Origin of the sequence: Streptomyces sp. NBC_01260 (assembly GCF_036226405.1) — a bacterium.
Lineage (GTDB): Bacteria > Actinomycetota > Actinomycetes > Streptomycetales > Streptomycetaceae > Streptomyces > Streptomyces laculatispora.
Genome location: NZ_CP108464.1, coordinates 5328160 through 5340940, shown reverse-complemented (window position 1 = coordinate 5340940; position 12781 = coordinate 5328160). Strand labels below are relative to the sequence as shown.

Below are 12781 nucleotides of genomic sequence, written 5' to 3'. Positions count from 1 at the left end.
GTACTTGGTTGCTTCTTTACCCGGCCCTACTCGCCGAGTGCGCGGCTGAGGGCGTCGTTCTGGAAGGCGGTGAGGTCGACGCAGCCTGCGGCGGCGAGGTCCAGGAGGGCGTTGAGTTCCTTGCGGTCGAACGGCTCGGCCTCGGCGGTTCCCTGGACCTCGACGAAGCGGCCGTCGCCTGTGCAGACGACGTTCATGTCGGTCTCGGCGCGGACGTCCTCCTCGTAGCAGAGGTCGAGGAGGGGGGTGCCGTCGACGATGCCGACGCTGATGGCGGAGACGGTGCCGGTCAGCGGCTTGCGGCCGGGCTTGATGATCTTCTTGCCCTGGGCCCAGGTGACGGCGTCGGCGAGGGCGACATAGGCGCCGGTGATGGCGGCGGTGCGGGTGCCGCCGTCGGCCTGGAGGACGTCGCAGTCCAGGACGACGGTGTTCTCGCCGAGGGCCTTGTAGTCGATGACGGCGCGCAGCGAGCGGCCGATGAGGCGGCTGATCTCGTGGGTGCGGCCGCCGATCCTGCCGCGTACGGATTCGCGGTCGCCGCGGGTGTTGGTGGAGCGGGGCAGCATGGAGTACTCGGCGGTGACCCAGCCTTCGCCGCTGCCCTTGCGCCAGCGCGGGACGCCTTCGGTGACGGAGGCGGTGCAGAAGACTTTGGTGTCGCCGAAGGAGATGAGTACGGATCCTTCGGCGTGCTTGCTCCATCCGCGTTCGATGGTGACGGGGCGGAGCTGGTCGTGGGTGCGGCCGTCGATACGAGACATGGCGTCGACTTTATCGGGTGCGGGGAGCGGGTCGTTGCGGTGCGCGGGTGTGCTTGCCGCCGGGTGCGCCGCAGGCCCCGTCCTGGTGGGGGCGGGGCCTGCGGGGTGTCGGGCCGGTGGGCCCGTACGGGTTCAGCGGTGGGTCACATCATGTCTTCGATGTCGGCGGCGATGGGGTCCGCGTCGGTGCCGATGACGACCTGGATCGCGGTGCCCATCTTGACGACGCCGTGGGCGCCGGCGGCCTTGAGCGCGGCTTCGTCGACCTTGCTCGGGTCGATGACCTCGGTGCGGAGGCGGGTGATGCAGCCTTCGACCTCTTCGATGTTGTCGATTCCGCCGAGCCCGGCGACGATCTTCTCAGCCTTGCTGGCCATGGCCTTCTCCCTGGTTCTTCACGTACATGTGACGGCCCACCATGGGTCCGTTTCGTCACGGTAACGCACGGTTGGCCCAACTTCGCGAGCGAGCAGTCGAGCCATCGCCAATGATGACGATCACCGGTGCCTTGTCTTCCGGGCGGGCTCCGCACCGTACCGCAACTGGTCTACACCAGTTTGCAACGACCCCCAGCCATGGCTTGTTCCGGGAGGATGCCGATGAGCTCCAGCAGCGCAGCGATCCCACAGAAGCGATGGTGGAACGGCCTGTTCCAGGGCCTCCAGAAGATGGGGCGCAGCCTTCAGCTCCCGATCGCCGTGCTGCCGGCGGCGGGCATCCTCAACCGGCTCGGCCAGCCGGACGTCTTCGGTGACGAAGGTCTGGGCTGGAACAATCTCGCCAAGGTGTTCGCGGCTGCCGGTGGCGCGCTGCTCGACTCGGGGCTCGGTCTTCCGCTGTTGTTCTGTGTCGGTGTCGCGATCGGCATGGCGAAGAAGTCGGACGGTTCGACGGCGCTGGCGGCGGTGACGGGTTTCCTCGTCTATTACGCGGTGCTGCACGCCTTTCCGGTGGACTGCGCGGGCGGTTCGACGTTCGTGTCGGGCGGGACCTGGTTCGGTACGTGTGTCACGGACGACGCGCAGGTGACGGCGGCCGCGTACCAGAACCCGGGGGTGTTCGGCGGCATCGTGATGGGTCTGATGTCGGCCTGGTTCTGGCAGCGGTACCACCGGGTCAAGCTGGTGGACTGGCTGGGCTTCTTCAACGGCCGGCGGCTCGTCCCGATCATCATGGCGTTCGTCGCCCTGCTGTTCGCGGCGCTGTGCGCGTGGGTGTGGCAGCCGATCGGTGACGGTCTGACGAGCTTCTCGAAGTGGCTGGTGGACCTGGACTGGCTGGGGTCGGGCATCTTCGGTGTGGCCAACCGCGCCCTGCTGGTGATCGGTATGCATCAGTTCCTGAACACGTTCGTCTGGTTCCAGTTCGGCGATTTCACCAAGCCGGACGGGACGGTCGTGCACGGTGACATCAACCGGTTCCTGGCGGGCGACCCGACGGCCGGTCAGTTCACCACGGGCTTCTTCCCGGTCATGATGTTCGCTCTGCCGGCGGCGGCGCTGGCGATCTATCACTGTGCGAAGCCGCATCGCCGCAAGGCGGTCGGCGGCATGATGCTGTCGGTCGGTCTGACGTCGTTCGTGACGGGAATCACGGAGCCGATCGAGTACTCGTTCCTGTTCGTCGCGCCCTTGCTCTACGCGATCCACGCGGTACTCACGGGTGTGTCGATGGCGCTCACGTGGGCGTTCGGGGTGAAGGACGGCTTCAGCTTCTCGGCAGGCCTGATCGACTACGTCATCAACTGGAGTCTGGCCACCAAACCATGGCTGATCATCCCGATCGGCCTGGGATTCGCCGCGGTGTACTACGTGATCTTCCGGTTCGCTATCACCAGGTTCAACCTCCAGACGCCGGGGCGGGAGCCCGACGAGGTGGAGGAGGAGATCGAGAAAAACCTCACGAAGTAGCCGCTGGGCAGGGCCGCGGCCCCGTTCTGCCAAGGCCCTCGGACCACTCGGTCCGGGGGCCTTCGGGATGTCACCGTGCGTGGGTGATGGCTACTGCAAAGTAGTCGGAAATTGCAGGTTCCTTATCTAACCCTCACCGTGCTACAACTGGTCTACACCACTGAGTGGTCCAGACCACGCGGCATTTCTGCCGCGTTTCTCGAGTCGTCGTCTCCCGTCCCCGCATTGGCCAGGGCGGCGCCTTGCCCAATGGAGGAAGTTGATGTCCACGGTTGGCACCGCACCCGCGGTCACCAAAAAGAGGGGCGCCGGCGCGATGGCGGTCATGCAGCGCATCGGCCGCAGCCTCATGCTGCCGGTCGCGGTGCTGCCCGCCGCCGCACTGCTGGTGCGTCTCGGCAACCCCGACATGCTCGGCCGCGAGTCCTTCCCGACCTTCATCACGAAGCTCGCGGGCTACATGGCCGCGGGCGGCGGCGCCATTCTGGACAACATGGCGCTGCTGTTCGCCGTGGGCATCGCGATCGGCTTCGCCAAGAAGTCGGACGGCTCGACCGCGCTCGCCGCGGTCACCGGTTACCTGGTCTTCCAGAAGGTGCTCGCCACGTTCACCGACAGCAACCTGCCGCAGGTGGCCGGGGTCGTGGACGGCAAGGTCGTCATGAGTGACGCGCCGGTCGACGCCGGTGTGCTCGGCGGCGTCGTGATGGGCATAGTCGTGGCCCTGCTGTACCAGAAGTTCTACCGGACGAAGCTGCCCGACTGGGCGGGCTTCTTCAGCGGCCGCCGCCTGGTCCCGATCCTCTCCGCCTTCGCGGGTCTGGTCATCGGCATCATCTTCGGTCTGATCTGGCCGGTGCTCGGCACCCTGCTGCACAACTTCGGCGAGTGGCTGGTCGGTTCCGGCGCGGTCGGCGCGGGCATCTTCGGTGTCGCCAACCGTGCGCTGATCCCGATCGGCATGCACCACCTGCTGAACTCTTTCCCGTGGTTCCAGGCCGGTGACTACCAGGGCTCCCACGGCGACATCGCCCGCTTCCTGGCCGGCGACCCGCAGGCCGGACAGTTCATGACCGGCTTCTTCCCGATCATGATGTTCGCCCTCCCGGCGGCCTGCCTGGCGATCGTCCACTGCGCCCGTCCGGAGCGCCGCAAGGTCGTCGGCGGCATGATGTTCTCGCTCGCCGCCACCGCGTTCGTGACCGGTGTGACCGAGCCGATCGAGTTCACCTTCATGTTCATCGCCCCGGTGCTGTACGCGATCCACGCGGTGCTCACGGGTGTCTCGATGGCCCTGACCTGGGCGCTCGGGATGAAGGACGGCTTCGGCTTCTCCGCCGGTGCGGTCGACTTCTTCCTGAACCTCGGCATCGCGACGAAGCCGTGGCTGCTGGTTCTGGTGGGACTCTGCTTCGCGGTGATCTACTACGTGGTCTTCCGCTTCGCGATCACCAAGTTCAACCTGCCGACGCCGGGCCGTGAGTCCGACGAGGAGCTGGCTGAGCTCGCCAAGGCCGAGGCCAAGTAGTCCGGTCCTTCCGTACGCACGACGGAGCCCTCACCTTCCCGGCGGAAGGTGAGGGCTCCGTCGTGCGTACCGGGCGTCGTCAGATCTCGTAGACCGCGCCCGGGACCGCCAGCTCCGTCGGGCCGTCGAAGACCTCGCGGGCGTCGGACAGGTTGCGGCCGGCATCGGTCCACGGCGGGATGTGGGTGAGGACCAGGCGTCCCACCTGGGCGCGGGCGGCGAGCTCGCCTGCCTCGCGGCCGTTGAGGTGGAGGTCCGGGATGTCCTCCTTGCCGTGGACGAACGACGCCTCGCAGAGGAAGAGGTCGGCGCCCTCGGCCAGCTCGTCCAGGGCCTCGCAGGCGCCGGTGTCGCCCGAGTACGTGAGCGAGCGGCCACCGTGCTCGATGCGGATGCCGAACGTTTCGACCGGGTGGCGGAGCTTCTCCGTACGGACCGAGAAGGGGCCGATCTCGAACGAGCCGGCCTTCAGCGTGTGGAAGTCGAAGACCTCGCCCATCGCGTGCTCGGACGGGGTGTCGGCGTGGGCGGTGGTGAGCCGCTGCTCCGTGCCGTCGGGGCCGTAGACCGGGATGGGGGCCGGGCGTCCGCCGTCGTGCGGGTAGTAGCGGACGACGAAGTACGCGCACATGTCGATGCAGTGATCGGCATGCAGGTGGCTGAGGAAGATGGCGTCGAGGTCGTACAGACCGACGTGGCGCTGCAGCTCGCCGAGGGCGCCGTTGCCCATGTCGAGGAGCAGCCTGAAGCCGTCGGCCTCTACGAGGTAGCTCGAGCATGCCGATCCCGCGGACGGGAACGAGCCGGAGCATCCGACGACGGTGAGCTTCATGGAGCGTGAACCTCCGAGACGTGGGAGCGGGGAGGGCTCGTGCGGTTCGTGGAGCGGTTTGTCGAGCGTAAGGCGCGACAGAGCCGGTCGCTCCTCCGGAGCGTGCCGTTGTGGGGGAACTCACCTGTGCTGTCACCGGTTCGATGGAAGGGGTGCCGTGCCGGGGGGAGGGTGGGGTACCGGAACAAGCCCCTCCGGCGATTGAGGAGCGGGGGTCCGGGGGCAGCACCCCCGGACACGGCGGACGCCGGGGCCCGGACCTGCGTGGTCCGAGTCCCCGGCGTCCGGGTGAGGTGCGGCGCGAGCCGCTAGGCCCAGAGCTGGCCCTGGAGCGTTTCGATGGCCGCTTCTGTCGTGGGGGCTGTGTAGACGCCCGTCGACAGGTACTTCCAGCCGCCGTCGGCGACGACGAAGACGATGTCGGCCGGCTCGCCGGCCTTGACCGCCTTGTTGCCCACGCCGATCGCGGCGTGCAGCGCGGCGCCGGTGGAGACGCCCGCGAAGATGCCCTCCTGCTGGAGGAGTTCGCGGGTGCGGGTGACGGCGTCGGCTGAGCCGACGGAGAAGCGGGTGGTGAGGACCGAGGCGTCGTAGAGCTCGGGGACGAAGCCCTCGTCGAGGTTGCGCAGGCCGTAGACCAGGTCGTCGTAGCGCGGCTCGGCGGCGACGATCTTGATGCCCTCGACGTGCTCGCGCAGATAGCGGCCGACACCCATGAGCGTGCCCGTGGTGCCGAGGCCCGCCACGAAGTGGGTGATCGAGGGGAGGTCGGCGAGGATCTCCGGGCCGGTGGTGGCGTAGTGGGCACCCGCGTTGTCCGGGTTGCCGTACTGGTAGAGCATCACCCAGTCGGGATGCTGCGCCGACAGCTCCTTGGCGACGCGGACGGCGGTGTTGGAGCCGCCGGCCGCCGGGGAGGAGATGATCTCGGCGCCCCACATGGTGAGCAGGTCGCGCCGCTCCTGCGAGGTGTTCTCGGGCATGACGCAGACGATGCGGTAGCCCTTGAGCGTGGCCGCCATGGCGAGCGAGATGCCGGTGTTGCCGCTGGTGGGTTCGAGGATGGTGCAGCCGGGGGTGAGCCTGCCGTCCTTCTCCGCCTGCTCGACCATGTGGAGCGCGGGGCGGTCCTTGATCGAGCCGGTGGGGTTGCGGTCCTCCAGCTTGGCCCAGATGCGGACGTCGTTCGACGGTGACAGCCGCGGCAGGCGGACGAGCGGGGTGTTGCCCACTGCGGCGAGCGGGCTGTCGTAGCGCATCAGTTCATGCCGCCGGCGACGGCCGGGAGGATGGTGATGCTGTCGCCGTCGCTGAGCTTGGTGGAGATGCCGTCGAGGAAGCGGACGTCCTCGTCGTTGAGGTACACGTTCACGAAGCGGCGGAGCTCGGTGCCGTCGACGATGCGCTCACGGATGCCGGTGTGGCGGGTCTCCAGGTCCTCGAAGAGGTCGGCGAGGGTCTCTCCTTCGGCCTCGACAGCCTTGGCGCCGTCGGTGTAGGTGCGGAGGATGGTCGGGATGCGGACCTCGATGGCCATGGCGTGGGCTCCTGTCGAAGCGGAGTGGTGGCGGTGGGCGTGGGACGCGCGGCTCTGCCCCCGCGCGGGGGTGGTACGTGTGTGGGTGGCGCCCGGCCGGGCGGCGCCGGGCCTCGGCCCGGCTCAGGCTTCGCGGCCGGCGGTCCGGTGGTTCGTACAGATCGCGCTGGAGAGCCGGCACAGATCGACGTGCAGGCGCGCCACGAGCAGCATGCCCGGCGTCTTGTCGCTCACGTCATGGAGAACCATGCGCTCATCGTATCGATTCCCGGTCCGGAATCTGGAATGTGATCTCACCTGGCGGATGGTTGGCGTTCGACAGGCGGACAGGGCCGGGTCGGCGGCCCTGTCCGGCCGTGCAGCGGGATGCCGGTGGCGGGGTCAGACGGCGCTGCAGGCGTCGACGACCTCGATCTCCTCCTCGGTGATCTCGCCGTCCACGATGCGGTACGAGCGGAACTGGAAGGGTCCAGCGCCGTCGGCGTCGGCGGTCGATACGAGGACGTAGTGGGCGCCGGGTTCGTTGGCGTACGTGACGTCGGTGCGGGAGGGATAGGCCTCGGTCGCCGTGTGCGAGTGGTAGACGATCACCGGTTCCTCGTCGCGGTCGTCCATGTCGCGGTAGAGCTTGAGGAGGTCGGCCGAGTCGAATTCGTAGAACGTGGGAGAGCGGGCCGCGTTGAGCATGGGGATGAAGCGTTCGGCGCGGCCGGTTCCGGCCGGCCCGGCGACCACGCCGCACGCCTCGTCGGGGTGGTCGGCGCGGGAGTGCGCGACGATCTGGTCGTACAGCGCCTGGGTGATGGTCAGCATGGCGCCCAGGATAGGACGACGGGCCCCCGCGTACCGAGGAGTGGTACGCGGGGGCCCGCATCGTGGACGCGTCCCTTGGGGCGGCTGCCGGGGCGGCTGCCCGTCCGGGGAAATTCCGGTGGTCTCAGCGGCCGGCGAAGGCCTTGTTCCCGGGGTTGCGGGCCTTGAGGACCAGGTACGAGACGCCGAGGATCAGGGCCCACAGCGGCGCGCAGTACAGCGAGATCCTGGCGTCCTTGTCGATGCCCATCATCACGATGACCATGCCGATGAAGGCGAGGGAGAAGATGCTGGTGTACGGGGCGCCGGGGGCTCGGAAGCCGGATTGCGCAAGGACGCCGCGGTCGGCCAGCCGACGGTAGCGGATCTGGCTGACGAGGATCATGATCCAGGCCCACATGCCGGAGATGGTGGCGAAGGAGACGACGTAGGTGAAGGCGTCGCCGGGCCATTGGTAGTTGATCCAGACGCCGACGAGCATGAGGGCGGCCGAGACGGTGGTGCCGACGAGCGGGGTGCCGCTCCTGGTCAGCCGGGTGAAGACCTTCGGGCCCTGTCCGTTGAGCGCGAGGTCGCGCAGCATTCGGCCGGTGGAGTACATGCCGGAGTTGCAGGAGGAGAGCGCCGCGGTCAGGACGACGAAGTTGACGATGCCCGCGCCGAGACCGAGGCCCATCTTCTGGAAGGCGGCGACGAAGGGCGAGATGCCCGGCTGGAACTCGGTCCAGGGGACCACCGAGAGGATCATGACGAGGGCGCCGACGTAGAAGACGGCGATGCGCCACGGCACGGTGTTGATCGCCTTGGGCAGGACGCTCTTCGGGTCCTTGGACTCGCCCGCGGTGACGCCGACGAGCTCGACGGCGAGGAAGGCGAACATCACGATCTGCAGGGTCATCAGGGTGCCCGTGATGCCGTGCGGGAAGAAGCCGCCGTCGGCCCAGAGGTGGGTGACGGACGCGGAGTCGCCGGCGTCGGAGAAGCCGAGGGTGAGGATTCCGGCGCAGATGAGGATCATGCCGACGATGGCGGTGACCTTGACCATCGAGAACCAGAATTCGAGTTCACCGAAGAGCTTCACGGAGATCAGGTTCACGCCGTACAGAATGATTGTGAAGATCAGTGCGGAAACCCATTGCGGAATGTCGAACCAGAACGTCATGTACTGGGCCGCTGCGGTGACTTCGGTGATTCCGGTGACAACCCAGAACAGCCAGTACGTCCAGCCGGTGACAAAGCCGGCGAAGGGCCCGATGAATTCGCGGGCGTACTCCGAGAAGGAGCCCGACACCGGTCGGTACATGAGGAGTTCACCCAGGGCCCGCATGATGAAGAAGATCACCAGGCCCGCGATGGCATAGGCCAGGATGAGGCTGGGGCCGGCCTTGGCGATGGCCTTGCCGGCGCCGAGGAAAAGGCCGGTGCCGATGGCCCCGCCGATCGCGATCATCTGGATCTGCCGTGCCCCGAGGGCGCGCTGGTAGCCCTCGGCCGAGGTGCCGTCCGCGGCTGCGGCCTGCGGTTCTTCCTGTCCCTTGTCGACCTTCGGCGATGTCATGTGGTGCGCCTTTCTCCACGCCGATCCGCGCCTTGCGGCTGCGGATCAGGTCCCGATCCCCCCGGATATGGATGGAGTGCCGCCGGTGGTTACCGGCCGATAGCGCCCTCGGGAACAGGGGTGGCGTCCCCGAGTGGTCGTGAAGATTTACCACGGGCACATCGGTGATCCACCGGACATTATGTGGCGCACGCCACAGGAAAAAGCGGACAACGGTGTCCAGCTCACTGCAAAGAAGGCCGATCAGGTGACGTGATCGTTATTTGGATTTGAGCGTCCTTTGAGCGAACACGGAGTGGCCCGGCATCTGTGTCGCGTTACGGCATCAGGGTTTCGATGAGCGTTTCCTGGAGTGCGCCCAGCCAGAGATAGGCCATGACCATGGGTTTGCGCGGATCAGTATCGGGGAGCCGGTAGAGCGAGCCTTCCTCGCCGCCGTCCTCGTCGGAGACCTCCAGCCGGGCGCCGATGGTCAGCCGCAGGTCGTTGAGGGACCCGAGCCAGCTGCGGCATTCCTCGGCGGTGAGCCCGAGCACGGCACCGCCGTCCCCGGCGGGAACGAGCGCGTCGAGGGTGCGCACGACGACGAGGGCGTCGTCGCGTTTACGGGTGCGCAGGTCGTTCTCGGTGAAGCGGCGGAACTCGGCGGAAGCGGCGCGCAGTTCGCCGTCGGTGTCGCCGTAGGCCTCGGGGAAGAGCCGGGCCAGGGCGGGGTCGGTGGGCGGTTCGCTGGGGCCCTCGGCGAAGAGCGCGGCGAGCGGGTCCTCGCCCTCGGCGGGTTCGTCGCCGGGGCCGATGAGCTCCAGCAGCTGGACGGCGAGGGAGCGCAGGATCGCGATCTCCACCTCGTCGAGCGCGACGGCCGCGCCGCCGCCGGGGGTGGCCTCGAAGTGGCCGGCCATGGGTTCTCTCCGATGGTGGTCGGGCGGGGCGGGTGGGGTGCTAGTTGCGGTCCTGGGTGAGTGTGGCCCACAGCCCGTAGCCGTGCATCGCCTGGACGTCGCGTTCCATCTCTTCGCGGCTTCCGCTGGAGACGACGGCGCGGCCCTTCTGATGGACGTCGAGCATGAGCTTGCGGGCCTTGTCCTTGGAGTAGCCGAAGTAGGCCTGGAAGACATAGGTCACATAGCTCATGAGGTTGACGGGGTCGTTGTGGACCAGCGTCACCCAGGGGACGTCGGGCTCGGGGACAACGAGGTTCTCCTCGGCCGATTCGGGACGTTCGATCTCTACGGGGGCGACGCTCACCTACCCCATGCTGCCACTCGTGAGGGGGCATCGCACAAACGACCCCGGCACCGCGCCGGGCGCGACACCCCCATCTCGTCACTCTGACGAAATAGGGGTAGCATCCCCGGCATGAACTCTGCGGACCTTGGGCGACGGGTCGGTGTGCCCTCGACAGCGCTCTTCACCGACCAGTACGAGCTCACGATGGTGCAGGCCGCGCTGAAGGCCGGCACCGCCGGCCGGCGCTCGGTTTTCGAGGCGTTCACCCGTCGGCTGCCCGAGGGGCGGCGCTACGGCGTCGTCGCGGGCATCGGGCGGGTTCTGGACGCGGTCGAGAACTTCCACTTCGACGACGAGATGCTCGCCTTCCTGCGCGACCAGAACGTCGTCGACGGGCCGACGCTCGACTATCTGGCCGATTACCGCTTCAGCGGGGACATCTGGGGCTACCCGGAGGGCGAGGTGTACTTCCCCGGCTCGCCGATCCTGCGGGTCGAGGGCTCCTTCGCCGAGTGCGTGCTGCTGGAGACGGTGATCCTGTCGATCCTCAACCACGACTCGGCGATCGCCGCCGCGGCCTCGCGGATGTCGTCGGCGGCGGGCGGGCGCGGGCTGATCGAGATGGGTGCACGGCGCACCCATGAGCTGTCGGCGGTGGCCTCGGCCCGTGCCGCGTACATCGGCGGTTTCGACACCACCTCCGACCTGGCCGCGGGCTTCCGCTACAACATCCCGACGGTCGGCACGAGCGCCCACGCCTTCACCCTGCTGCACGACTCCGAGCGCGACGCGTTCCGGGCCCAGGTCGACTCGCTGGGGCGCGACACGACGCTGCTGGTCGACACGTACGACGTGACGGCGGCGGTCCGGACGGCGGTCGAGGTCGCCGGGACCGGGCTGGGGGCGGTCCGGATCGACTCCGGTGACCTGCTGCTGGTCGCGCACCGGGTGCGCCAGCAGCTCGACGAGCTGGGCGCGACGGGCACGAAGATCGTGGTGACCTCGGACCTGGACGAGTACGCCATCGCCTCGCTGGCCGCGGCCCCGGTGGACGCGTACGGGGTGGGCACGCAGCTGGTGACCGGCAGCGGGCAGCCCACGTGCTCGATGGTCTACAAGCTGGTGGCGCGGGCCGTCTCCGCCGATCCGGCGGACCCGCTGCGGCCGGTGGCGAAGAAGTCGCTGGGCGCGAAGACCTCCATCGGCGGCCGCAAGTGGGCGGCGCGCCGGCTGGACGAGGACGGGGTGGCCGAGGCGGAGGTGATCGGGACCGGTCCGGTGCCGCCGGAGCTGGCCGGCCGGCAGCTGCTGGCGGAGCTGGTCAGGGCCGGCGAGGTGGTCGCGCGGGAGCCGCTGGACGCGGCCCGGGAGCGGCACATCGCTTCGCGGGCGGGGCTGCCGATGTCCGCGATGCAGCTGTCGCGGGGCGAGCCGGTGATTCCCACGGAGTACGTGTGAGGGTGGCGGGGGCCGGAGGCGGTCCGCGGCCGTTTTGCCCCCGATCTCCGGACGGGCTCGAAATTTCCCGGCCGTCCCGAATGCGCAGGCCTCTCCCTAAGGCCGGTTCGAGTCTCTAGGCTCGTTGTCACCCCCGTAACCGCCGTTCCGCTGTTCCCTCCCCCACCGAAGGACACCCGCCATGCACCGCGCCTTGATCGTCGTGGACGTTCAGAACGACTTCTGTGAGGGCGGGAGCCTCGCGGTGGCGGGGGGTGCCGACGTCGCCGCCGCCATCACGGACCTGATCGGCGAGGCCCAGCCCGGCTACCGGCACGTGGTGGCCACCCGTGATCACCACATCGACCCAGGCAGCCACTTCTCGTCGGCGCCGGACTTCGAGCACTCCTGGCCGCCGCACTGCGTGGCCGGTACGGAAGGGGTGGGCTTCCACCCCAATTTCGCGCCCGCGGTCGCCTCCGGGGCGATCGACACCGTCTTCGACAAGGGCGCGTACGCCGCGGCGTACAGCGGCTTCGAGGGCCTGGACGAGAACGGTGTGGGGCTGGCCGAGTGGCTGCGCGACCGCGGGGTGACCGCGGTCGACGTGGTCGGCATCGCCACCGACCACTGCGTCCGGGCCACCGCGCTGGACGCGGTCCGTGAGGGCTTCGCCACGCACGTACTGCTCGATCTGACCGCGGGCGTCTCCGAGGCGACCACGGACCGGGCGCTGACGGAGCTCCGGGAGGCGGGCGTGGTGCTCGCCGGCAAGCCCGTGGTGTAGCCGGAGGGCCGGGTCAGCTCCGCCGGGCCGGCAGGGCGGGCCTCAGGAGCGCCCGGATCGGGTGCCAGAGCTCCTGGGCCCGCTCGGGTCTCGCGCGCCAGAGCACGCCGTCCGGATGGTGCAGGACGGCGGTGATCTCGTCCGGGGTGGGCGGCTCGGCGTTGCCGCGGAGATAGACGGCCCGCAGCCCCAGATTGCGCAGCCGGGTCAGTGCGCGGGCCCGGTTGGCCGCGTGCACCAGGACGCGGACCGGGGTGTCCGGTCCCACGCCCTGCGCCGGACTCGGCAGCGTGATCGCGACGACCACACTGCCGTTCGGCAACTTGCTGAATCCTCCGCCTGCCATACTCCGCGCTCCCCCGTGAGACGTCGTGTCAATAAGAAA

General features: G+C 68.7%; 15 protein-coding genes. 4 read left to right on the top strand and 11 right to left on the bottom strand.

All coding sequences use genetic code 11. The annotated features are described in order from the left end of the window. Positions 1-26: 26 nt before the first annotated feature. Both rph and OG322_RS23700 read right to left on the bottom strand, forming a co-directional pair. Positions 27-764, bottom strand: coding sequence for a ribonuclease PH (rph, locus tag OG322_RS23705; protein ID WP_123471352.1), 738 nt, complete (start codon positions 762-764; stop codon positions 27-29). Between the two features lie 143 nt (positions 765-907). After that, entirely contained in the window at positions 908-1141 is a 234-nt protein-coding gene (locus OG322_RS23700; RefSeq protein WP_019886687.1) for a glucose PTS transporter subunit EIIB, read from the bottom strand. Between the two features lie 222 nt (positions 1142-1363). Between OG322_RS23700 and OG322_RS23695 the strand changes: the two genes are divergently transcribed. Together OG322_RS23695 and OG322_RS23690 are read left to right on the top strand one after the other, a co-directional pair. Beyond that, positions 1364-2674: a PTS transporter subunit EIIC gene (locus OG322_RS23695; protein WP_123471353.1), complete on the top strand. Its 1311-nt coding sequence runs from the start codon at positions 1364-1366 to the stop codon at positions 2672-2674. A gap of 262 nt (positions 2675-2936) precedes the next feature. Then, complete coding sequence (locus OG322_RS23690; RefSeq protein ID WP_123471354.1) at positions 2937-4202, top strand: PTS transporter subunit EIIC; 1266 nt, start codon at positions 2937-2939, stop codon at positions 4200-4202. 79 nt (positions 4203-4281) lie between these two features. Here the strand turns inward: OG322_RS23690 and OG322_RS23685 are convergent, their stop codons facing one another. From OG322_RS23685 to clpS, 8 genes are all read right to left on the bottom strand, one after another. Beyond that, positions 4282-5034 (bottom strand): MBL fold metallo-hydrolase, encoded by a 753-nt coding sequence (locus tag OG322_RS23685; RefSeq protein WP_123471355.1) that lies wholly within the window; start codon positions 5032-5034, stop codon positions 4282-4284. 308 nt (positions 5035-5342) lie between these two features. After that, positions 5343-6293 carry a PLP-dependent cysteine synthase family protein gene (locus OG322_RS23680; protein WP_123471357.1) on the bottom strand — a complete coding sequence of 317 codons (951 nt, stop codon included), beginning with the start codon at positions 6291-6293 and terminating at the stop codon, positions 5343-5345. Beyond that, positions 6293-6571: a MoaD family protein gene (locus tag OG322_RS23675; RefSeq protein ID WP_123471358.1), complete on the bottom strand. Its 279-nt coding sequence runs from the start codon at positions 6569-6571 to the stop codon at positions 6293-6295. Before OG322_RS23675 ends, OG322_RS23680 begins: the two co-directional genes overlap by 1 nt. A 123-nt stretch (positions 6572-6694) precedes the next feature. Next, entirely contained in the window at positions 6695-6820 is a 126-nt protein-coding gene (locus OG322_RS23670) for a putative leader peptide (RefSeq protein WP_260147624.1), read from the bottom strand. A gap of 132 nt (positions 6821-6952) precedes the next feature. Next, entirely contained in the window at positions 6953-7384 is a 432-nt protein-coding gene (locus tag OG322_RS23665; protein WP_123471360.1) for a Mov34/MPN/PAD-1 family protein, read from the bottom strand. A gap of 124 nt (positions 7385-7508) precedes the next feature. Continuing rightward, positions 7509-8942: an amino acid permease gene (locus OG322_RS23660; protein WP_124284121.1), complete on the bottom strand. Its 1434-nt coding sequence runs from the start codon at positions 8940-8942 to the stop codon at positions 7509-7511. Positions 8943-9259: 317 nt separating this feature from the next. Beyond that, positions 9260-9844: a DUF2017 domain-containing protein gene (locus tag OG322_RS23655; protein WP_123471362.1), complete on the bottom strand. Its 585-nt coding sequence runs from the start codon at positions 9842-9844 to the stop codon at positions 9260-9262. A 40-nt stretch (positions 9845-9884) separates the two neighbouring features. Further along, positions 9885-10190: an ATP-dependent Clp protease adapter ClpS gene (gene clpS / locus OG322_RS23650; protein ID WP_123471363.1), complete on the bottom strand. Its 306-nt coding sequence runs from the start codon at positions 10188-10190 to the stop codon at positions 9885-9887. A 111-nt stretch (positions 10191-10301) separates the two neighbouring features. On the opposite strand from clpS, the gene OG322_RS23645 reads away from it, so the two are divergent. Continuing rightward, on the top strand, positions 10302-11630 hold the full coding sequence (locus OG322_RS23645; protein WP_123471364.1) for a nicotinate phosphoribosyltransferase: 1329 nt from the start codon (positions 10302-10304) through the stop codon (positions 11628-11630). 181 nt (positions 11631-11811) lie between these two features. After that, a complete protein-coding gene (locus OG322_RS23640; protein ID WP_123471365.1) occupies positions 11812-12396 on the top strand; it encodes an isochorismatase family protein in 585 nt (194 codons plus the stop codon). A 13-nt stretch (positions 12397-12409) separates the two neighbouring features. Here OG322_RS23640 and OG322_RS23635 read toward each other — a convergent pair whose 3' ends face one another. Beyond that, positions 12410-12742 (bottom strand): hypothetical protein, encoded by a 333-nt coding sequence (locus OG322_RS23635; protein WP_206432317.1) that lies wholly within the window; start codon positions 12740-12742, stop codon positions 12410-12412. Positions 12743-12781: the final 39 nt, after the last annotated feature.